Source organism: Granulicella rosea, assembly GCF_900188085.1.
Taxonomy (GTDB): Bacteria; Acidobacteriota; Terriglobia; order Terriglobales; family Acidobacteriaceae; genus Edaphobacter; species Edaphobacter rosea.
Genome location: NZ_FZOU01000007.1, coordinates 61,914 through 81,493, shown reverse-complemented (window position 1 = coordinate 81,493; position 19,580 = coordinate 61,914). Strand labels below are relative to the sequence as shown.

The window sequence follows — 19,580 nt, the reverse complement described above, 5'->3', positions numbered from 1 at the left end:
TCACTCCGGCAGTTGCAGCAGCACCAGCACGATCCCCTCCACCACGAACATCCGGAACGCGGCCTCCTGCCCGTTCCAGAGCTTCGACTGCCACATTAGGAACCACTCGCCGCCGACCGTGATGAACGCCACGAACCAAAGCAGCATGCCCGACGTAAGCGCGACGATACCGATGCTCTTCGCCTGGCGGAACTCCGCCGCGGGCAGACCCACGGCGCGCAGCAGACGCCACGCGCCCAGCCAGCAGAGCGCCGCGTTTGCCGCCTCCCAGCCGATGATGCCGATGTAGAACGCGAGGTGGACCCAGCGCAGGTTGTCCGCGCGCCACATGCCCTTGTTGCCCGGAAAGGTCGAGTCCATCATCAGCACGTGCCGCACGAACTGGTAGTTGGAGTCGAAGTCCGTCGTGTTGTTGAAGACGACCAGCGTGAAGAAGAAGGCGATGGCGGCGAGCAGGGCTGCCTTGGAACAGCGTGCAACAATCATGGACGGCTCCCGGAAAATTCCTTGAAGTAGGCTCGCAGCGCCTCGAGCGTGGCGTCGTCGTAGCCCGGACTGGCGGCCATCTGCGTGGCCGGGTTCAGCTTCCGCGGGTTGCGGACGTACGCGTCGAAGTACTGCGGATCGGCCACGCTGCGCCGTGCGATTACGCCCCAGCTCCGGCTCGACTTCAGGCCTCCCTCGCCCGCGTTGCTGTGGCAGCGGAAGCAGCTCTGCCGCGCGATCCGGTAGCCCTGCTGCACCCGCGGGTCATGGCTATGCGGGGCGATGGCCGCGTAGACCCTTGTCTCGTGCCGCAGGTCCAGCCGCACGACGCCCCACGGCACCTGCGCCTCGTCCGCATGCGACAACACCTGGAAGGCCGGTTTGAAGTCCGGATGCGAGACCATGTATGGCCCGCTGCCCTTCGGCCACTGGGCGGGCGGTTTTCCGTCGATCTTCAGCACCAGCAATGGATGGTGCTGCTTCAGATACTCCGCCGGATAGTGCGCGTCGTACTGGTCGTCGCAGATCGCAATCATCATGTCGGCGGCGGGCGCGGCGCCCAGCAGCGCGGGCAGCTTGTCGAGCGCCACGCCGCCGATCTGCACCGGGTGATCGAAGTTCGGATCGTCGACGACGCGGTAGCTCTCCTGCGGCAGCGCCAGCAGGTCTTTGTACGTGACGAAGCGCGTCTCGCCTGGCGGCACGCCGGCCAGTTCGCCGCCGATCTCGAGATCGCTCGCGGACTGCCGCGTATTGTAGAGACGCAGCTTCGCGTGCAGCGGCAGCCTCGCCGCCGCCTGTACATGCATGCAGGCAAAGACCGCGCCCAGCGCCAACCCCATCCCCAACACAAATTGTCGTGCCTTCATGCGCTCATGGTAGCCGATACGCCGCTCGCGCCGATGATAAAGTACGAATCAACATGCCCGCACACGATCCCACCGCCGCGCTCGCCGAACTTGGCCTGACCCTGCCCGCAGCCCCCGCGCCGGGCGGCAACTATATGTCCGCGAAGACGGTTGGCAACCTCGTCTTTCTCGCCGGCGTCATCTCGCAGACCGCCGACGGCATCGTCACCGGCACGGTCGGACTCGACCGCACGGTGGAAGAGGGCTACGACGCCGCGCGGAGCTGCGCGCTGCTGCAGCTTGCCGTGCTGGAGCGGCATCTCGGCTCGCTGGCGGCGATCAAGAGCGTCGTCTCGGTGAACGGCTACGTGAACTCCATCGCCGGATTCGCCGATTCGCCGAAGGTCGTCAACGGCGCGTCGGACCTCTTCCTCGCGGTCTTCGGCGAGCCGGGACGCCACGTCCGCGCGGCCATCGGGGTCAGCGGCCTGCCACGTCATGCGCTCGTCGAACTGCAGATGACGGTGGAGATTTAGGTGGCGACCCACACGCTCTCGGCCATCCCGACCCACTCGCGCTGGAACGCCGCTATCCCGCCGCGCCTGACCATCGATGCGGGCGACACGGTCCACTTCGAGTGCCTGGATTCGAGCGGCGCCCAGGTGCATCCCTGCATGACGGTCGACGAGTTTCAGCGGATCGATCGCGGCCTGATCCACGCGATCACCGGGCCGGTCGCGGTCCACGGCGCGCAGCCGGGCGACGTGCTGCAGATCGACGTGCTCGAGGTCGCGCATAAGGGCTGGGGCTGGTCGAGCGTCATCCCGGGGCTTGGTTTTTTGAAGGACCGATTCAAGGACCCGTTCCTCTTTCACTGGGCGTTGGATCAAGAGACGACCGCTTCGCTCGCCCCGGCGATCGTGCCGCTGCGCCCGTTCTGCGGCATCCTGGGCGTTTGTCCGGCGGGCGACGAGGAGCTGCGGACGCGGCCGCCAGGCGCCTTCGGCGGCAATCTCGACGTGCGCGAACTCTTCACCGGCGCGACGCTCTACCTGCCGGTCCAGCATGCGGGCGCGCTCTTCTCCTGCGGCGACGCCCACGCCGCGCAGGGCGATGGCGAGGTCTGCATCAACGGCATCGAGTGCCCGGCGGATGCGACGCTGCGCTTCCATCTGCACAAGGCGCAGCCGCTCGCCGGCCCGCTGGTCGAGACGCCGGCCGCCGCGCCCGAAGGTCCGTGCTGGGTCGTCGTAGCGTCGGATGCGGATGCGCTTGCGGCAACTCGCGCGGCGACCAGCCGCATGGTCGATCTGCTCGTCGCCCGCTGGGGATTCGAGCCGGTGCATGCGTACCTGCTGTGCAGCGTCGCGATGAACCTGCGGCTGAGCCAGGTGGTCAACGAGCCGATGGTGACGGTGTCAGCGTCCATCGCGAAGTCCGTGCTGCCCGCGCGCAAGCTCTTCGGGGCGTAAATACTGGAGCTTTAGCTGCCAGCTCCAAGCTCCAGTTCGAAGTTACGCAGCCGCCGCCGGCTCCTTCGGCTCCATGAACATCTTGCCCGCCGCCATCAGCACGAACAGCATCACCGCGCACACGGCGAAGACCTGCCGCACGCCCATGTGGTTCGCCAGCAGGCCGCTCAGGATCAGCCCCGCGATCTGCGCCGAGAAGATCAGGCTCATCACGGTCGAGCCGACGCGGCCCATCAGCGCCGCCGGGGTCTCCTGCTGAATCATCGTGTTCGAGGGAATGACGATGCCCGAGACCGAGAAGCCGATGATGAGATTGCCAAGCACCGTCGTTGGGATGGTGGCGAACGCCGTCAGCAGGCAGAGCCCCACCGCGATGCCGCCCAGCCCGGCGTAGACCAGCACGGAGTTCTTCAGGTTCTTGCCGACGGAGTTCAGCACATTCACGCCGCCCAGCATGCCCAGGCCGATCATCGCCGAGGCCGCGCCATAGACCTTCGTGCTCGCATGCAGCGCATCGCGGACATAGACCGCGATCAGCGGGCCGAAGCAGCCCAGTACGAACATGCCCGCGGCCAGCGCGAGAATGACGAAGAGCAGGCCGGCATGGTGAAAGATGAAGCTCATGCCCTGCCGCATGTCGTCCAGCACGCTGCCGATTCCCAGCGGCTTCTTCGGCGCATCGCCCGGCGCCGGCGCGGGACGGCTGAGCGCAAGCGATGCGATCAGGCTGCCGCTGGCGATGAAGCTCGCCGCGTCCACCCAATAGCAATACTTCGGACCGAGATTCGCAACGATCACCGCCGCCAGCGCCGGGCCGACGATGCGCATGCCGAACATCACCTGCTGCATCAGGCCGTTGGCCGAGCGCAGCCCGTGCATCGGAATGATCGAACGAATCGCCACGCCCTGCGCCGGTCCGAAGAAGCTCGAAACCACGCTGATGGCCGCGAGAATCGCATAGAACGCCCAGACGTTGTTCGCGTAGAGCAGCAGCAGCACCAGCAGCGCGCGCAGAAAGTCGCTGGCGACCAGCGTCGGCTTCAGCGACCAGCGGTCGATAAAGACTCCGGCCAGAATGCCCAGCACGGCGATCGGCGCGGTGTACGCGATCTGCACGCCGGTAATCTGCTGCGGCGTGCCGTGCAGCTTGAAGGTCAGCACGTTGATGACCGCGAAGAGCGCAAGAAAGTCGCCGAAGGTGGAGACGATCTGCGCGTACCAGAGGCGGCGCATGGCGTCGACGCGCAGCACCGCGCCCATGCTCATGGGCTCTGGCGGAACGGTGGCGCCAAGGACGGCTGCCGGAATTTGGGCGTCTGTTTCCTGTGTGGATGACATGGAGATTGGATCCATGCTAACGCACAAGGATGCGAAAAGTGCAGTATTTTTGGGAATATTTGAGGCGCGGATATCAGGTAGCTGATATCCGTGTCGAAACAGGAAATGCGACGGCTCGATGGAAGTGCCGGCGCCGATTCATGCCGAGCGATGGCGTCAAGCAAGAACGGCGTCTTGTTAAGGGCATGGCTTGAGCCATGCCGCGCGCCCCGCCCCGAATACGGCTTTAGCCGCCGGGGTACGGTTTTGTTCGAGCTGCCACGGAACGAAAAGCGTACCTCAGCGGCTAAAGCCGCGCTGCTCACGACGCATTTACGGCACGGCTCAAGCCGTGCCCTTAAGCAAGACCGATATTCAACAAGCTCTCAAAGCCTTGCCTCTACAACGTGCCCACGTACAGCGGATTGTCGTAGAGCAGCCGAGTGACCTCGCGATAGACCTTGTTGCCGTTCTCCCCGTTCGTCAGCATCACGACGCCGGTCTGCGTGGCGGGCAGGTAGAAGACATGGGTGCGCACGCCCCAGTCGTTGCCGCCGTGGTCGACGACGACCGTGCCGTTGATGTCGAAGACCTGCCAGCCAAGGCCCATGCCGGCGGCGACGTGGCAGGGAAGCTCGGGCGCGTTGGCGGAGCAAAGCTTGTCGGCGTCGGCCTGCTCGACCTGGTTGCGTGTGCTGGTCACGCGCTGTTTACGCAGCTCCGGCGTCAGCGCCGTGTCGTTCATGGCGCCGATGACGAATCGGGCGTAGTCGGAGGCGGTGGTCTCGACCAGGTCCGCGCCGTTCCAGCTTGTGGCGGGCTTCGGGGCGGCCTCCCCGGCCGGACCGTGCGGCTCGGCCACGCGCCCCGCGAACCACGGACGCGGCGAGTAGGCCGTGCTCTTCATGCCCAGCGGGTCGAAGACGAGCCGTTGCGCAAGCTGCTCCCACGGCTCGCCGGTCTTCTTCTCCGCGAAGCGCGCGACGTAGTTGTAGCCCTCGCCGGAGTAGCTGGTCTGCGTGCCGGGCTCGAACTTCATCGTCAGCTTGCCGCCGGTCATCCGCCGCCAGTTGGCGAAGCCGGTCTGGTGCGAGAGCGCGAGGCGCGGCGTCAGCAGCTTCGCCCAAGGCTGCGGCTGCCCATCCGGCCCGAGCAGATCCGGGTCGAGCCACACCGGCGCCATCGGCTCATCGAGCGACAGCCTGCCCTGCGCGGCCAGCCGCAGCACGATCTCCGCCGTGATCGGTTTGGTCAGCGAGGCGACGTTGTAGAGCGTCTCGGTCGTGGCCGGAACGCCCGGACTTTGCTCGCCGTAGACCGCGGTCCAGGCGATTCTGCCGTGCTCGATATACGCAATCGAGACGCTGGGCACGTCGTACAGCTTCAACCATCCGGGCGCCTTCCGGTCGAGCTGCTGGCGGGGCGTCAGGGTCTGGGCAAAGGCTGCGGTGGTCAGGCAGAGCAGGCTGGCAAGGTAGCGAAGGCGCATGGGAGATTCCTTTGGGGGTGTCGGCTGCAGGTCCATACGCAGCGTTCTCCCGCAAAGTTCCGGCTGCTATCTTGGCGCGTGATGGCTCATCATGGCGATGACCGCGATGAAGTCCTGCAGGAAATGCGCGACGATGACCACGCGCAGATTGCCTGTCTTGAGGCTCACCGCGCAGAAGGCGATGCCGAGCAGCGTGATCAGGATCGCGCCGCCGAAGCCCTCGTACAGATGCAGGCTGCCGAAGAGCACGGACGTCGCCACGGCGGAGACGGCCATGCTGACGAGGCGCGGCGCGCCGAGCCGCTCGCCCCATGCGATCGCCTGCCGCAGCAGGTATCCGCGAAAGACGTGCTCCTCGCAGAAGCCCGCGCTGAAGGCCACGAAGGCCCACATCGCCAGCTCCCAGTGGTTCGTCGGCATCATGGCGTGGACGCGGGTGGAGTCGAAGCCCGCGCGCGGCGCCATGCGACGCAGCAGCGCGCCGCCCGTGCCGAAGATCAGGAGCAGGCAGAAGTAAAGCCCGATGCCGCGCAGGATCTCGAAGTCCCACCGGCGCGCGTTCTGGCGCAGCGTCCGCGCGAAGAACTCGCCGCGTCCGTAGACCCCGGCGACGCAGGTTCCGAGCAACATCCACTGCATCATGATGCTCGAAAGATAGGTGACCCAGTGCGCGCGTCCCGGCATCATGCGGCTGGTCGCATGCCCACCCACGGCCCAGCCGACGAGCAGCAGGATCACGGCGACGGTGTGCTGCCACGGGGCGATCCGCTTGTCCGGCGTCGGATGGCTTGGCGGCGCGAAGATCGGCGCGTCGTAGGGCAGGGTTTCCGGAGTCATAGCCGTATAGTACGGTCTTCCGGAGCTCTCGGCTTATGGCTGCAAGTTTAAAGCTCTCTGTAGCGTCCTCTTGCGGACGCTATCGCCATGCATCGAGCGTCACCCAACCGGCTTCGGGATGCGCCTCGATCAACCGCCGCGTCGCCTCGACCGAGGGCATCCGCGTCTGGCCGAGGCCGCCCTGTCCGCCGTCGTGCAGGCAGATATTTGAGCCGCGACCGTGTGCTCGGTTGCGTGCGACGCCGCGCTCGATGCGCGCGAGGATCGTCTCTGCCGGGATGGGGTTCCAGTCGCCGACGATGATGTTCCAGGTCGTGCTCGCCATCCCCAGTTCGCGCGCGATGCGCAGCACGGCCGGGCGGCGCTGGCCGAAGGGTGGGCGGAACCACGTGACCGGTTTCCCGATCGTGTCCTCAATCAATGACTGGCAGTCCGCCAGCTCCTGCCGGATGCGCGCCGCGCCGCAGAACGGCAGGTGCGGGTGCGTCATGGTGTGGCAGCCGACGAGGTGTCCCTGGCGCGCCAGCTCGCGGGTCAGCTCCGGCTCCTGCCGGACGAAGTTGCCGATCAGGAAGAACGTCGCCTTCACGTTGCGCGCGGCCAGTACATCCAGCAGATGCGGCGTGACGGCCGGGTTGGGGCCGTCGTCGTAGGTCAGGGCGAACTGGTTCGGATCTTTGGCCGCAGTTACGACCGCGCCGAAGAGTTGCGAGGCGGGCCACATGCTCGCGTAGGCCGCCGCGCCCGCGGCTGCGGCGGCGAGAGTGGCGGTCGCGGCTATGGCTTCGGGCGTGGTCATACAAGCAGATTCCCTGCGGGAAGGATAGACAACAAAGACAGACGCAGGTCCTTCGCGTCGCTCAGGATGACAGGCTTCTGTTCTCAGGATGACAAACTTCATGCAGCTTCGTTTTATAGCTCCGCTAACGAATGCCTGTCATCCTGAGCGGAGCGCAGCGCAGTCGAAGGACCTGCGTCTCGCGCGCGGCGGCGATACCTCTACTTATTCGCTTCGATCAAAGCCAGCACTTCCTCGGCGTGGCCTTCGGGCTTGACCTTCGAATACACATGCAGCAACCTCTGCTTGCCGTCCTTGTCCGCCGGAGCGATCACGTAGGTTGTGCGTTCGACGCCCTTCACCAGCTTGCCGTACATGTTCTTCGGCTTCACCAGATCCCACTCGTCGATCAGCTTCATATCGGGGTCGGCCAGCAGCGGGTACTGCAGGTCGTACTTCACGGCGAACTTCTTCTGCGACTTCACATCGTCGCGCGAGATGCCGAGCACGACCGCGCCCGCCGCCTGCAGCTTGGCGAACGTATCGCGGAAGCCGCAGGCCTCGATCGTGCAGCCCGGCGTATCGGCGCGGGGGTAGAAGAACAGAATCACCGGGCTGGCGGCGTAGTCGGACAGCGAGACGTCCTGGCCATCCTGGTTCTTGAGCGTGAAGTTCTGGACGGCGTCGCCGACGTTGGGTGCGGGCATGTCTACTCTCCTGCGAAGTTCCTGGGTGGAAGCATGGGGCTTCAGCCCCATGAAGAAACGGTGGAAGCAACAGGGCTTTAGCCCTGGGGACTAAAAGCTGCGATGGTCTTTTCGAGCGACGCCTGATCCTCGACGTTGAGCGAGATCTGCGGCGGCGTCTTGCCGAGAATCTGGCGGGTCAGGCCGGTCAGCACCTTGCCCGGACCGATCTCGACCAGGTGCGTCGCGCCCTGCTGGACGAGCAGGTTGAGGCACTCGACCCAGCGGACCGAGCCGGTCACCTGCCGCACCAGCGCCTCGCGGATATCGGTGCGGCGGCTCAGCAGGCGCGCGTCCACGTTGCAGGCGACGGGGTAGAAGGGATCGTCGAAGACCACGCCTTCGAGCGCGCTCGCCAGCTTATCCTGCGCGGGCTGCATCAGCGCGCAGTGGAAGGGCGCGGAGACCTGGAGGAGAATCGCCTTGCGCGCGCCGGCTGCCTTGCAGAGTTCGACCGCGCGGGCGACCGCCTCGACCGAGCCGGAGATGACGGTCTGCTCGGGCGAGTTCAGGTTCGCGGGCGAGACGATCGAGCGCGCGGCCACGTCGCGCGACTGCTGCGAGTCCGAAGGCATCTCGTCCAACGGCGGCAGCGCCGTGGATTCGTCCGATGCCTGGGCGCAGAGCGAGGCGATCTCTCCGGCCGGCAGTCCGAGGATCGCGGCCATGGAGCCGACGCCGGCGGGCACGGCCTCCTGCATGAACTGGCCGCGGCTGCGCACGGTCCGCACCGCGTCGGCGAAGCTGAAGGTGCCGGCGGCGACGTGCGCCGAGTACTCGCCGAGCGAGTGGCCGGCGGCGAAGGCGGGCTTCACGCCCAGCGGCAGAAGCTGCTGCATCAGCACATGGTAGGCCGCGACCGAGACGGTCAGGATGGCGGGCTGGGTGTGCTCGGTCTGCTTCAGAACCTCTTCGGGGCCCTCGAAGATCAGCTTGGAAAGCGAAAAGCCGAGCGCATCGTCGGCCTCGTCGAAGGTGGCTTTGGCCGCGGGATAGCGGTCGTAGAGCTCGCGGCCCATGCCGACCGTCTGCGATCCCTGGCCCGGGAAGAGGAATGCTGGTTTGAAGGTGGTCTCGCTCATCGTCGTACCCGATGGTAAATGATCGGTGCGGCAGCGGTCTCAGGTCGCTGGGAGCCCTTAAAATATGGGCATGAATCTGCGCCGGTTGTGGTCAATGTTATGGAATCGAAATAACAAAGAGGAAGATCACAGCATTTTCCCGTCCATCGTACTGCTTCTGCGATCACCGCATTTCTTCACCGAGGCGGAGCTGGAAGCCGCCGGCGAAAAAGGATTGCGGACGCCCTTCCATCGGGGTGAGGGTTCAACTCGCTTTATCGTTCAGAAAGGGATGGTCACGTTCATCAAGGCAGATGACTTCGTTATGCATGTTGTGCAAGCGAATCAGCGTTATATGGGAGATCTGAGTGAGAAGGATCTCACGATTTGGCTCCCGAAGGCAGAGCAGCGGCGAGCATGGCTCGCGCACACCGCCTGGGCGTCGATCGATCTATTGAATGGGAAAGAAGGTCCGAAGAGTAAGCGCGCGATCTACGCCGCGCTCGCTCGATTCGCACGGAATATGGGGGACCACAACTGCAGTGCGGTCTATCTCCCAATGGAGCAGATGTTTATGCCCAACGATGGCACAGCGGATGAGGGATTCCGTCTGATGATCGAAGGCGAACTCCCTTTCGATTGAAAGGGAGCCGAAACTTAGACGCCGACGCCGAACTCCATATCCTCGGAGTCGCCCGAGTGCGCGTAGAAGTCGTACGGCGTGCGGCGGTTGAACTTGTAGCGCTGGCGCAGTTCGCGGCCTACGAACAGGCCGATGGCGACCGCGCCCAGTCCGGCGGAGATCCATCCGATCGTCTTGAGCATCGTGGTTTCAGCCTCCTCCGCGCAGCTTTGCGCGACGAGTTCGGAAACAGGGGTGGTTGCGGCCTTGGCCGGTGTGCCTTCGGTGGTGCGCCCGTGGAAGAGGTTGTTCAGAAGCGACGACATAATGTGTGGATGATACCCCAGACGCGCAAAGAGGTGAAATGACCATAACGGGGAGGCTCGGCGGGGTATCGAATTGGGAACTCCGCAGCCCAGAAAAGACTGGAGATACAAAGACAAAAGCAGATTCCCTGCGGGAATGACAAACAAAGCGACAGCGACCGAGACAAACAAAAGGCTTTACGTGACTTCGACCTGCGTGAAGCCCAGCCCGTAGAGCAGCGTGGCGACCGTGGCGCGGGCGTTCTTGCGCGCCGCGTCCAGAATGCCGTCGGTCAGCGCGGCCTGCTGAAGCTGCAACTGCGCCTTGGCGCGGGTGTCGGATTCGAGGTTCTGGTCCACCGGCACCAGCAGCCCGGTGGATCGCGCGTAGACGCGGCTGTGTTCGTTGTCGATCGTCGTGACGAAGAGCTCGGAGGCCGGCAGCGTGACGTGGATGGCGTGCTGGTTGTTGTGGTCGATGCGGACATCCTCGGGCTTCAGCTTGCCGAGGTCGATGCCCGCGATCGACTGGCCGTGCACGACGAGCAGGATGCGGTCGCCGGCGAGCATGTCCGGAATGAGCGGATTCGAACGCTGGCCCTCCACGACGGTGTCGAGCGAGTAGACGACGGTTTCGAGCCGGCTGAGCTTCTGAATCTTGTTGACGACGACGGGCACGGAGGTGTCGAAGCTCTCCTGCCGTCCGGCGATCAGCGTGGCGATGCGGCCCATCGCGCCGGTGGTCGCGTGCCGCAGGAAGAGCACGACGCCCACGGCGCCGAGGAGGAGTGCGAATACGAAGGTCAGAAGGCCGGAGGAGCCGCGGCCGGTCTCGTACTGGGTCGTCATAGGTTGTTGGATGCTCGGGATGGGGCGGGTTTGCGCCTTGGGCGGAATTTAAAACAGAAGCAGATCCTCCGCTGCGCGAAGGATGACAAGTCAAGACACCTATTCGACGTTCAGATTCGCATCGAGGTCAACCACCAGCGCCTTATCCTGCACCAGCATGGAGTGCAGCTTCAACATCTTCAGCGTCAGGGTGTAGCCGGTGGTCTTGGGCGACTGCACCAGCAGGGTTCGCATCAGATCGGCGGCGTTCACCTTCATCTGCTGCGGCAGCTTGCGGCTGAGGAAGGGCACGAGCAGGAAGTCGAGCTCCTTGTTGCCGCTCAGACTCTCGATACGCGCGTCGCGGAAGCCGACGGATTCGCCCTGCGCCTCGGGAATGAAGCTGACGTCGGCGTCGTTGGTCATGGAGATGCCGATGCAGGAGCCGTGGATCGTCGTGCCGAGCTTGGCGTGGGTGTGGATGTGGACGACGACCCGGTCGTCCTTGAAGGTGATGCGCGGGTTCTCGCCGTAGACGTGGCAGGGCGTGGTGGGGTCGCCCTTGAGGAAGTAGCGGCCGTCCGGCCCGGAGAAGAGCTGCGCCTTCAGCGTGCGCTCGAGCGCCTCGGGGGAGACGCGGACTTCGATGGCGTCGGCGGCGGCGGGTGCGATCAAAAGGACGGCTGCGGCGAGGGTCGACAGGAAGCGGCGCATGTTCCAAGGATAACCGTTGCGCCGCTTCCTGTTGCCGTTCATACCGGCGACGGACTCCGGCTGGCCCTGTCGATCTCCTGCACACTTCCATACCAGCGGATAATCTCGCCGTCCTCGCCGTGGCGGGCGGAGCCACGCGAGCGCACCCACTTCCATCCGCCAATCAGGTCCGAGACCCGGTACTCCACGTCGATCGGCCGCCCTGTCAGCATGGCTTCCTTGACGGCCTTCATGGTCGGTTCAAGATCGTCGACATGGAGCGCCTCCAGCCAGCCAAGATTCTCAATGCGCAAGGCGCCCGGCAGCACGGCGCTGAGCCAACCCGAGCTTCGGGTGTTGGCACGCGAAGGCACACGGTCACCCACTTCATCCATCGTCCAGGCCTTTTTTGCCGCCAGATCTTCCAGGTCGCGCTGCGGATTGTCGCGCACCAGCATTCCGTCCAGCCTGCGCTTCAGCCTGGCCACATCCATCACGACCACCGAGATGCCGATCACCTCGTTGGCTTCGTCGAAGGCGGGCTGCAGCGAGACCAGCCCGGTCTGAATCTTATGGCCGATCTCCGACAGAGGCCAGTTGATCTCCACCTCGTGGATGGACTCGCCGCCCAGCGCTCGCTCACAGTAGGACTCATACTCCGGGTAGACCTCGGGAGCCATCTCCTCCACGGTCTGGCCGAGGTGAGCTTGAACGGTGCGGCCCGTGATCGCGGCATACCGCTCGTTCAAACTGACATACCGGAGATTTCGATCGAGGAAGGCAAGCGCCACGGGAGATCCCGCGTAGATGGCTTGAAGCTGCGACAGACGCTGCGCCGGAAGCGCCTCCAGACTGGATACGGCCCAGTTGTCTCCGGGTCTTGGCATCGCTGACGCGGCGGGGTGGCGTGGTGCGTTGAGAAACGGCGTGATCTGGTCCTCCGCCTCCGCGCGACCGTACCACCAGCCCTGGCCCAACTGGCAACCGAGCCAGAGCAGCATATCCGCCTGCGATTCGGTTTCGATGCCTTCCGCAACCGTCGTCAGGCCAAGACTGCGGGCAAGCCCCACGATGGAAGCGGCGATCTTGCGGCTTTTTCGGCTCTTCACGATCGAGTCGACGAAGCTCCGGTCGATCTTCAGCATGTCGAAGGGCAGGGACTGAAGTTGTTCGAGGTTCGAGCAGCCCACGCCGAAGTCATCGAGCGCCAGCCGGCAACCGAGCGACTTCAACGCGTGAATGGTCGCGGAGGTCCGCTTCATATCGACGATCAGGGCGGTTTCGGTGATCTCGAGAGTCAGGCGTTCGGCGGGAAATCCGGAGTTCGTGAGCAGGGTCTCAAACTCGGTGGCCAGCTCCATATTCTGAAGCTGGATCGTAGAGAGGTTCACGGTAAGAAACAAGGGTGCGGGAAGTTTGGGCGCCGCGCGCAAAGCCTTACGCAGAATCCGCTGCGTGAGAAGGTCGATCTGGCCGCTCTCTTCCGCGATGCGGATAAAGACGTCAGGCCGGATGTTGCCTGCGGAGGAATGGCGCCAGCGCGCGAGAATCTCGAATCCGCAGATCTCACCCGAACTCACACTGACGATGGGTTGGAAATGCGGTACAAGCTGATCGAGTTCTAGTGCGACCCTAAGGTCTTCCCGATCAATGGACATGCTGCAAAGCCTATGTCGTGTGGGAAGTAAAGTCCAGTTGAGAGTTCAGGGGAACCCGAAATGCCAGCCTCCTCTGAATCGAGTCGCATTTCGTTGGAGCGAATCGGTGCGCGCCCTATGGCTTCGGCTTCAAATACGTGTCGAACTGGTACAAAATCCGGTTGAAGAGCTCGTTCCGCGCGGCCAGTCCGGCGATGGAATGCGTCAGCCGCGGGAAGAGCTGCAGGTCGTACGGGATGCCGGCCTGGATGAGCGGCTGGATGAACTGCAGCGTGTTGGCCACGTGGACGTTGTCGTCCCCCGTGCCGTGCGCGATCAGGATGCGACCCTTCAGGTTCGCGGCGGCGTTCTTCACGGCCGCCGCGTCGTAGGCGGCCTTCTCCTCGGCGGGCAGGCCCAGGTACCGCTCGGTATAGATGGAGTCGTAGTTGCGGAAGTCGGTCACCGGCGCCACGGCGACACCCGCCTTGATGCGGTCCGAGTGGGTCATGGCGTAGAGCGTGAAGGTTCCGCCCCAGCTCCAGCCCCACCAGCCGATGCGCTGCGGATCGAACTGCGGATTCTTCGCCAGTGTCTGGTCGAGGAAGGCGAGCTGGTCGGCCAGTTGCACGGCGCCGAAGTTGCGGTAGTCCGCCTGCTGGAAGTCGCGCCCGCGCCCGCCGGAGCCGCGGTTGTCGACCGTCAGCACCGCGTAGCCGTGCTGCGCCAGCAGCATGCTGAAGAAGCTCATGGTGTTGGGCGAGGCGTTGCGCGTACCGGCGTTCGGCACCGGTCCGCCGTATGGGTTCACGATGAGGGGGATGCTCGCGGCGCCGGTTCCGGCGGGCGCGTAGAGTGTGCCGTAGAGCGGTGTGACGCCGTCGGCGGCCAGCGCGCTGACGATCGTCGCGCTGACGCCCGAGACCGGTCCGAAGGGCTTCGACTGCCACATGGGCGAGCAGGCGGCGGTCGCGACCGAGCACAGGTTGTAGACGTCGCCGGTGGTCATATTGCCGTAGATATCGGCGAAGTGCTGGCCGTCGGGCGCGAGCGTGAGCTCGTGTACGCCGTGGCCGGTGGTGATCTGGCGCTTGCCCATGCCGTCCAGCCGGATCGACCAGAGATTGTTCTCGACCGGCGAGCCCTCGGTTGAAAGGAAGTAGACGGCCGGAACCTCGCCCAGAACCTTCGGCGCGCCGGTCAGTTCCACCTCGTAGTCGCCCTGCGTCAGTTGGCGGACGAGCGTGGCCTCCTGGTCGGCCGGGTGCTTCTCGTCGTACTGGTAGAGATACAGATGCGTGTGGCCGTCGCGCCAACTGGTGTTCAGGAACTGGCCGTGCGGCAGCAGCATGACGTCGTAGTTGTCCTCCAGATACTTGGCGTCGGTCTCGCGATGCACCAGGCGGGAGACGCCGGACTTGATGTCCGCGAAGTAGAGCCCCAGCGACTTCTGGTCGCGCGTCAGCAACTGCACCCAGACTGTGTTCGCGTCCACCCAGCCGAGCCGCGGAATGTAGTCGTTGTTCTGGCTCACCGGCAGCGAGATCCAGCTCGTCTTGCCTCCCCTGGCCGGGACCACGCCGACGCGCACGCCGGGGTTCGCGTCGCCGGGTTGCGGAAAGCGCTGCTGGTCCAGCGTCGCATGCGTGGGCAGGAAGTCTTCGATCGGATAGACCGGAACCCTCGCCTCGTCCATCTGCAGGTAGACGAGATTGGCCGAGTCCGGCGACCAGGCGTAGTTGCTGCGCGCGTCCAGCTCTTCCAGATACACCCAGTCCAGTTCGCCGTTCAGCAGCGTGGATGGCTTCGTGCCGGTCAGCGCGATCTCCTTGCCCGGTTTGCCGTCGGACGCCACCGGATGCACATAAAGATTGTGGTCGCGCAGGTAGGAGACGAACTTCGCGTCGGGCGAGAACTTGGGGTCGTCGCCGGAGCCGGCGCGGGTGTCGACGATCAGCGTCCCCGTGCCCGCCGCGATGTCGTAGAGCCAGAGCATGCCGCCCTTATCGAGCAGCAGGTGTTTGGAGTCGTCGGCCCACAGAAAGGCGGACATCTTGTAGCGGTCGCGATGGTCGCGGTCCTTCTCGTCGATGGCGGCTGCGCCAAGCGCGTCCAGTTGCTGCGCCGTGGCGAGCACGCCGACCTTGCCGGTCGCGGCCTCGATCTGGACGATGTCGCCGTTCCTGCCGATGGGCTGGCCGTCCTGCACAGGGCTCTGGTTGGCGGTGACCATCCAGGTGAGCAGCCGTCCGTCGGGACTCCAGACGGCGCCGCGCGGCGGCGGGCCGGTGGGGTTGCGGTTCACGGCGTCGACGGTCAGATGCGCGGGATCGGCGGCCGGCGGCGGGGTCGCAGTCTGGGCGAGCGCGGCGGCGGTCGAAAGGCTGAGCATCGCGGTCAGCGTGCAAAAGGGGCGGCAGATGCGCATCATCCGCCCAGTGTACAAGGGACGGACCGGCGGCCATCCACGAATCCAGGCCGGGAGGAGTCTCTCGCTCGATGGAAGATTCGACTGTGCCTCTGGGCCGTAACGGGGTATCTTGGTCGTCAGGCCGCACATCTCTTTCGGCAAAAGCGAGAAGCCCTCGATGACGATCCGCCTGCTCTGCCTTGCTGCACTTGCTCTTCTGGCGCCCCAATCGCCGCACGCGCAGCAGCCGGCCAGCCCTGCGCCTGCCGCCGCCGCGCCATCGGCGCCCGCCGAGACCGCCGCGAACACCATCCGCAGTACCGCGCGTCTGGTCGTGCTCGACATGGTCGTGGTCGATGCAAAGGGCAACTCCGTGCCCGATCTGAAGCGCGAGGACTTCCACGTCACCGAGGCGGATGAGACGCAGACCGTGCAGAACTTCGAGATGCCGGGGACGCGCGCGGTGGGCGACGACCTGGCGATCAACTCCACCGCCGAGCTCGATCGCCTGGCGCCGCGCGCGCCGGTCAACATCATTCTGCTGGACGAGTTCAACACGCGGTTCGAAGACATGGCCTTCGCGCGCTACTCGCTGAAGAAGTACCTGACGAAGAAGGAGTCGGACAAACTGTCGACGCCGACGATGCTGATCGCGGTGAGCATCGACAACTTCACCGTGCTGCAGGATTACACGCAGAGCCGCGCGGCGATTCTGAACGCGCTCGACCATCACTTCGCCGCCCTCCCCTGGCGGACGCAGCAGAATCAATGGCTGGCTGAGCGTTATGCGACCGCGTTCAACACGCTGCGGCGCGTGGCGCAGGCCGTCGTCGGGCATCCCGGACACAAGAACATGATCTGGGTGGGGCGGGGATTTCCGTCGCTGAACTACGCCCACGCCACGGTCGACTCGGAGAATCGGATCTTCACCGCCGTGCAGGATTGCGTGGACAAGCTGCGCGACGCGCGGGTGACGCTCTACACCATCGACCCGGCCGGCATCTCCGCCAACGTCGACGCCTATGGCGGCGACGCCGAACTGGTCGATCCCTTCGGCGGCAACTACGAGTTCGCCAAGCTGGCCAAGGCCACCGGCGGACGCACGCTCTACGGCCGAAACGACGTGGATGCGGAGATCGGCACGGCCATCCGCGACGGCGCCAGCTTCTATACGCTGACCTACCGGCCCACATCGGAGTCGTACGATCCGCGCAAGTTCCGCAAGATCGTCGTCACGGTCGACCGGCCGGGGTTGAAGGTGATCACACGCGAGGGTTACTATCCGCAGGGTCCGCCGGTGCGGGTGAATGCGGAGAAGCCGGCCACCCGCCTGGTCTCGGACCTGATGCTGGCCAATAACAGCACCATGGTCTACGACGGCGTGCCGATCACGGTGAAGCCATCGCCCAGCGAGCCGGGCGCGTTCCACATTCACGTGGATGCGCGGGCTTTGAACTGGTCCGCCGCGACCGACGACAAGCCGCGCGGGGCTGAGATCATCCTGATGGTCTCGACCTTCGACAAAAAAGGCAAGGAAATCAAGCACGACGCCAACGTTCTGCGGGTCACCGCGCCGCGCAGCGACCCGCCGACAGGCCGGCTGGAACGCCCGGTCGAGCTGCCCTACAAGCTGCCGCACGACGACAAGGCCGTGCGCGTCCGATTCGTCGTGCGGGTCAGTTCGACGGGACGCATCGGCACCATCGACCTGCCGCTGGTCGCCGCGAAACCCTAATGCCGTTCGCCGACATGCAGCCGTATCGTCTGGCCTGGCTCCGCGACGACCTTGAAGGTTGCCATGGAGTTGGCGACCTCGACCGGTTGCGGGGTGGAGTCCACGCGCCAGCCCGCCGGCAGCGACTGGTCGACGACAAACGTGACCGGCATATCGGTTCCGTTGTGCAGGATGAAGCTGTGCTCACGAACCTCCACGCGCGTGCGCCGCACGACGCCGTCCTCGACCGTCTGCTCCCAGTGTTTGGTGTGGTGCTCGCCGTTCAACTGGCAGATGGAGGTGTCGGCGCGAAACTTTGGCTTGGAATAGTGCTGATCGCCGCGCGGGCGATCCTGCGTGAAGATGCGGCAACGCTCGTCCACATGCACCTCGGGAAACGGCGGCACAACCTGCTCTGGCTGCGCGGCGCGCAGGGACGAGGCGGCGATCAGGACGGCAAAGGCAAAGACCCGCATGGGCTGGCTCCGGGTAGGGTTGGAGCGATTCTATGCCGTGAGGAGGATGCGGGAAAGAGGGGAAACAAAACGGGCATCCACGATTGTGTGGATGCCCGTCTGCTGCGCTGGTTGGCGCGGTCTTCAGCGGCGTCCGCCGCCGTGGAATCCGCCGCTGGCGAAGCCGCGTGCGCCGTATCCGCCAAAGCCCCCACGATAGCCGCCGTATCCATAGCCATAGCCGAACCCGGCGCCGAAGTAAAAAGGCGAGTAGAAGCCGTAGCCGAACGGGCTATAGAAGAGCCCGTCGCCCGGCAGCCAGGTATAGCCGTAGAGGCCCGGCGCATAGGCCCAGCCGGGCGCTTCGCCGTAGGGCGCGATCTGCGAGGTCGCTTCACCGAGATACTGCGAGCGCAGGCCGCTCCACTTATACAGATCGTCCGACTCGGCCGCGGCCTTGTCGAAGCCCTGCGGCTTGCCGGTCGCGGTGACGGTGAACTGGTGTCCACCCTTCACGACGGTGGCGCGCTGGTTTTCGGGCTTCACGTCCATGGTGTCGCCGGTGAAGACCGCCGCCTTGCCCTCGAAGACGTTCAGGCTGCCGTTGTCGGCATTGAACTCATAGAGTCCCGTCTCGACGAGCTGCGTCTGCACGCCCTGCTGGCGGATGACGATGTCGTTCTGCTTATAGAGCTGGTCGACCTCCACGTCGGCGCGCCCGCGCTCCAGCTCCACCTCGGTGTAGGTCAGGTCGGGCGAGACCATGCGAACGGCGGAGTTCGGGCCGATGCGCAGAAAGACGCCCGGCGTCAGCAGAATCTCGGCCTTACCGGCGCCGGTGGTCAGCACCTGTCCGGGCTGAATGGTCGCGTTCGAACGCTGGTTGAGAGGATGGCCGGCGAGCATCGCCTGGCCTTCGATGTAATTGACGGTACCTGGTCCGGCTGGGCTCGCATTCTGCCCGTACTGTGCAACGGCAGACGCGCTCAGAGTCGCCAGGGAGAGCATAAGAGCAAGTGCTTTCGACCTTGGCATGGTTCTAAACCTCTACCTATTTAGATGGGGAAACATGGAAAAGGTTCCGGTCCGGAGGGCTTGCGTGCCGGTTATCGGACAGGTTGTGCGAAGTTTAGCTTAGCCATAAATATGGTAGCCTTGCGTCATGAGGACGACTGTCGATATACCCGATCCCATCTATCGCGAATTGAAGAGCGAAGCAGCGCTTGAAGGGCGATCTGTCAAAGATCTGATCCTGCGACGCGTGACGCAGCAGGCGGCTGGTGAGAAACCCTCCGAAAAGATCAAGTTCCCGGCCATCAAGGCTAAAAATCCGGGCTCTCTCAAACTGGGTTCGGAGGATGTGTATGAATACATTCCTTTTCCTTGATGTCAGCGTTTGGTTGGCGCTCGCTCATGAGGTGCATCCACACCACCGCGCCGCCGTCGCATGGGGCGAATCGGTCGATCCGTCGTCCCGCTTCTACTTTTGCAGGTTTTCGCAACTCAGCCTGCTTCGGTTGTTGACGAATGCAAGCACCATGGGAGACGACGTCGCGACACAAGCCGAGGCGTGGCGCATTTACGATCTCTTTCACGCAAACGGCAAGACGTTTCTGGCAGACGAACCCAAGGGAATCGAAGAGATGCTGCGGCTGCGGACTTCAAAAGACGAAGTATCCACAAAGGAATGGGCAGACGTCTATTTGACGGCCTTCGCTGAACTCGCCGGTCTACGGTTCGTCACCTTCGATAAGGCTTTGGCCCGTAAGACGAAGGGCGCAATCCTCCTCAGCGGCAGGTGAAGGAGGATCGATGAGAGTTACGTTTACGCTTCCTGATTCACTTCATTAAACTGGAAAGCCCGAGCCAAGTCCGAGCGAGT

General features: G+C 64.5%; 21 protein-coding genes. 6 read left to right on the top strand and 15 right to left on the bottom strand.

Translation table 11 applies throughout. From position 1 onward, the window contains the following. On the bottom strand, nt 1–486 hold the full coding sequence (locus CHB87_RS17385; protein ID WP_245818059.1) for a DUF2165 family protein: 486 nt from the start codon (nt 484–486) through the stop codon (nt 1–3). Beyond that, on the bottom strand, nt 483–1,355 hold the full coding sequence (locus CHB87_RS17380) for a cytochrome c (protein ID WP_142988413.1): 873 nt from the start codon (nt 1,353–1,355) through the stop codon (nt 483–485). Before CHB87_RS17380 ends, CHB87_RS17385 begins: the two co-directional genes overlap by 4 nt. Nucleotides 1,356–1,408: 53 nt before the next feature. Between CHB87_RS17380 and CHB87_RS17375 the strand changes: the two genes are divergently transcribed. Both CHB87_RS17375 and CHB87_RS17370 read left to right on the top strand, forming a co-directional pair. Further along, complete coding sequence (locus CHB87_RS17375) at nt 1,409–1,870, top strand: RidA family protein (RefSeq protein WP_089409712.1); 462 nt, start codon at nt 1,409–1,411, stop codon at nt 1,868–1,870. Beyond that, complete coding sequence (locus CHB87_RS17370; RefSeq protein ID WP_089409711.1) at nt 1,871–2,806, top strand: acetamidase/formamidase family protein; 936 nt, start codon at nt 1,871–1,873, stop codon at nt 2,804–2,806. A 42-nt stretch (nt 2,807–2,848) separates the two neighbouring features. On the opposite strand, the gene CHB87_RS17365 is transcribed toward CHB87_RS17370, so the two are convergent. From CHB87_RS17365 to CHB87_RS17340, 6 genes are all read right to left on the bottom strand, one after another. Beyond that, entirely contained in the window at nt 2,849–4,144 is a 1,296-nt protein-coding gene (locus tag CHB87_RS17365) for an MFS transporter (RefSeq protein WP_089409710.1), read from the bottom strand. 379 nt (nt 4,145–4,523) lie between these two features. Next, nucleotides 4,524–5,612, bottom strand: a complete 1,089-nt coding sequence (locus tag CHB87_RS17360; protein ID WP_176441836.1) for a serine hydrolase domain-containing protein — start codon at nt 5,610–5,612, stop codon at nt 4,524–4,526. Nucleotides 5,613–5,678: 66 nt separating this feature from the next. Continuing rightward, entirely contained in the window at nt 5,679–6,449 is a 771-nt protein-coding gene (locus CHB87_RS17355; protein ID WP_089409708.1) for a CPBP family intramembrane glutamic endopeptidase, read from the bottom strand. 79 nt (nt 6,450–6,528) lie between these two features. Beyond that, nucleotides 6,529–7,248: a polysaccharide deacetylase family protein gene (locus CHB87_RS17350; protein ID WP_089409707.1), complete on the bottom strand. Its 720-nt coding sequence runs from the start codon at nt 7,246–7,248 to the stop codon at nt 6,529–6,531. A 200-nt stretch (nt 7,249–7,448) separates the two neighbouring features. Beyond that, entirely contained in the window at nt 7,449–7,934 is a 486-nt protein-coding gene (locus CHB87_RS17345) for a peroxiredoxin (RefSeq protein ID WP_089409706.1), read from the bottom strand. Nucleotides 7,935–8,011: 77 nt separating this feature from the next. After that, on the bottom strand, nt 8,012–9,055 hold the full coding sequence (locus CHB87_RS17340; protein WP_089409705.1) for an ACP S-malonyltransferase: 1,044 nt from the start codon (nt 9,053–9,055) through the stop codon (nt 8,012–8,014). A 64-nt stretch (nt 9,056–9,119) separates the two neighbouring features. On the opposite strand from CHB87_RS17340, the gene CHB87_RS17335 reads away from it, so the two are divergent. Further along, nucleotides 9,120–9,677, top strand: a complete 558-nt coding sequence (locus tag CHB87_RS17335) for a hypothetical protein (protein WP_142988412.1) — start codon at nt 9,120–9,122, stop codon at nt 9,675–9,677. 14 nt (nt 9,678–9,691) lie between these two features. Here CHB87_RS17335 and CHB87_RS17330 read toward each other — a convergent pair whose 3' ends face one another. The 5 genes from CHB87_RS17330 to CHB87_RS17310 form a co-directional block, all read right to left on the bottom strand. Further along, complete coding sequence (locus tag CHB87_RS17330; protein ID WP_089409703.1) at nt 9,692–9,982, bottom strand: hypothetical protein; 291 nt, start codon at nt 9,980–9,982, stop codon at nt 9,692–9,694. A 177-nt stretch (nt 9,983–10,159) separates the two neighbouring features. Then, the gene (locus tag CHB87_RS17325) at nt 10,160–10,810 is read right to left on the bottom strand and encodes a DUF4230 domain-containing protein (protein WP_089409702.1); all 651 of its coding nucleotides are present in this window, start codon (nt 10,808–10,810) and stop codon (nt 10,160–10,162) included. A gap of 99 nt (nt 10,811–10,909) precedes the next feature. Then, nucleotides 10,910–11,545, bottom strand: coding sequence for a hypothetical protein (locus CHB87_RS17320; protein WP_245818058.1), 636 nt, complete (start codon nt 11,543–11,545; stop codon nt 10,910–10,912). Continuing rightward, nucleotides 11,542–13,140, bottom strand: coding sequence for an EAL domain-containing protein (locus CHB87_RS17315; RefSeq protein WP_089409701.1), 1,599 nt, complete (start codon nt 13,138–13,140; stop codon nt 11,542–11,544). Before CHB87_RS17315 ends, CHB87_RS17320 begins: the two co-directional genes overlap by 4 nt. A gap of 115 nt (nt 13,141–13,255) precedes the next feature. Next, complete coding sequence (locus CHB87_RS17310) at nt 13,256–15,550, bottom strand: S9 family peptidase (protein WP_176441835.1); 2,295 nt, start codon at nt 15,548–15,550, stop codon at nt 13,256–13,258. Nucleotides 15,551–15,707: 157 nt separating this feature from the next. Here CHB87_RS17310 and CHB87_RS17305 point away from each other — a divergent pair, with 157 nt between their 5' ends. Next, complete coding sequence (locus CHB87_RS17305; protein WP_089409699.1) at nt 15,708–17,264, top strand: VWA domain-containing protein; 1,557 nt, start codon at nt 15,708–15,710, stop codon at nt 17,262–17,264. Here the strand turns inward: CHB87_RS17305 and CHB87_RS17300 are convergent. Then, nucleotides 17,261–17,719 (bottom strand): hypothetical protein, encoded by a 459-nt coding sequence (locus CHB87_RS17300; RefSeq protein WP_089409698.1) that lies wholly within the window; start codon nt 17,717–17,719, stop codon nt 17,261–17,263. The genes CHB87_RS17305 and CHB87_RS17300 overlap by 4 nt on opposite strands. Nucleotides 17,720–17,842: 123 nt before the next feature. After that, nucleotides 17,843–18,706, bottom strand: a complete 864-nt coding sequence (locus CHB87_RS17295; RefSeq protein ID WP_245818057.1) for a FecR domain-containing protein — start codon at nt 18,704–18,706, stop codon at nt 17,843–17,845. A gap of 154 nt (nt 18,707–18,860) precedes the next feature. On the opposite strand from CHB87_RS17295, the gene CHB87_RS22020 reads away from it, so the two are divergent. Together CHB87_RS22020 and CHB87_RS17290 are read left to right on the top strand one after the other, a co-directional pair. Further along, the gene (locus CHB87_RS22020; RefSeq protein WP_142988410.1) at nt 18,861–19,085 is read left to right on the top strand and encodes a hypothetical protein; all 225 of its coding nucleotides are present in this window, start codon (nt 18,861–18,863) and stop codon (nt 19,083–19,085) included. Beyond that, nucleotides 19,063–19,500: a TA system VapC family ribonuclease toxin gene (locus CHB87_RS17290; RefSeq protein ID WP_176441834.1), complete on the top strand. Its 438-nt coding sequence runs from the start codon at nt 19,063–19,065 to the stop codon at nt 19,498–19,500. The genes CHB87_RS22020 and CHB87_RS17290 overlap by 23 nt, the downstream gene beginning before the upstream one ends. Nucleotides 19,501–19,580 lie beyond the last annotated feature (80 nt).

Coding starts and splice junctions, on each gene's coding strand:
- CHB87_RS17360 (WP_176441836.1), bottom strand. CDS start 5,612: ATGCGCCTTCGCTACCTTGCCAGCCTGCTCTGCCTGACCACCGCAGCC.
- CHB87_RS22020 (WP_142988410.1), top strand. CDS start 18,861: ATGAGGACGACTGTCGATATACCCGATCCCATCTATCGCGAATTGAAG.
- CHB87_RS17290 (WP_176441834.1), top strand. CDS start 19,063: ATGAATACATTCCTTTTCCTTGATGTCAGCGTTTGGTTGGCGCTCGCT.
- CHB87_RS17380 (WP_142988413.1), bottom strand. CDS start 1,355: ATGAAGGCACGACAATTTGTGTTGGGGATGGGGTTGGCGCTGGGCGCG.
- CHB87_RS17340 (WP_089409705.1), bottom strand. CDS start 9,055: ATGAGCGAGACCACCTTCAAACCAGCATTCCTCTTCCCGGGCCAGGGA.
- CHB87_RS17330 (WP_089409703.1), bottom strand. CDS start 9,982: ATGTCGTCGCTTCTGAACAACCTCTTCCACGGGCGCACCACCGAAGGC.
- CHB87_RS17300 (WP_089409698.1), bottom strand. CDS start 17,719: ATGCGGGTCTTTGCCTTTGCCGTCCTGATCGCCGCCTCGTCCCTGCGC.
- CHB87_RS17310 (WP_176441835.1), bottom strand. CDS start 15,550: ATGATGCGCATCTGCCGCCCCTTTTGCACGCTGACCGCGATGCTCAGC.
- CHB87_RS17385 (WP_245818059.1), bottom strand. CDS start 486: ATGATTGTTGCACGCTGTTCCAAGGCAGCCCTGCTCGCCGCCATCGCC.
- CHB87_RS17335 (WP_142988412.1), top strand. CDS start 9,120: ATGGGCATGAATCTGCGCCGGTTGTGGTCAATGTTATGGAATCGAAAT.
- CHB87_RS17305 (WP_089409699.1), top strand. CDS start 15,708: ATGACGATCCGCCTGCTCTGCCTTGCTGCACTTGCTCTTCTGGCGCCC.
- CHB87_RS17325 (WP_089409702.1), bottom strand. CDS start 10,810: ATGACGACCCAGTACGAGACCGGCCGCGGCTCCTCCGGCCTTCTGACC.
- CHB87_RS17320 (WP_245818058.1), bottom strand. CDS start 11,545: ATGAACGGCAACAGGAAGCGGCGCAACGGTTATCCTTGGAACATGCGC.
- CHB87_RS17315 (WP_089409701.1), bottom strand. CDS start 13,140: ATGTCCATTGATCGGGAAGACCTTAGGGTCGCACTAGAACTCGATCAG.
- CHB87_RS17375 (WP_089409712.1), top strand. CDS start 1,409: ATGCCCGCACACGATCCCACCGCCGCGCTCGCCGAACTTGGCCTGACC.
- CHB87_RS17345 (WP_089409706.1), bottom strand. CDS start 7,934: ATGCCCGCACCCAACGTCGGCGACGCCGTCCAGAACTTCACGCTCAAG.
- CHB87_RS17355 (WP_089409708.1), bottom strand. CDS start 6,449: ATGACTCCGGAAACCCTGCCCTACGACGCGCCGATCTTCGCGCCGCCA.
- CHB87_RS17350 (WP_089409707.1), bottom strand. CDS start 7,248: ATGACCACGCCCGAAGCCATAGCCGCGACCGCCACTCTCGCCGCCGCA.
- CHB87_RS17295 (WP_245818057.1), bottom strand. CDS start 18,706: ATGCTCTCCCTGGCGACTCTGAGCGCGTCTGCCGTTGCACAGTACGGG.
- CHB87_RS17365 (WP_089409710.1), bottom strand. CDS start 4,144: ATGTCATCCACACAGGAAACAGACGCCCAAATTCCGGCAGCCGTCCTT.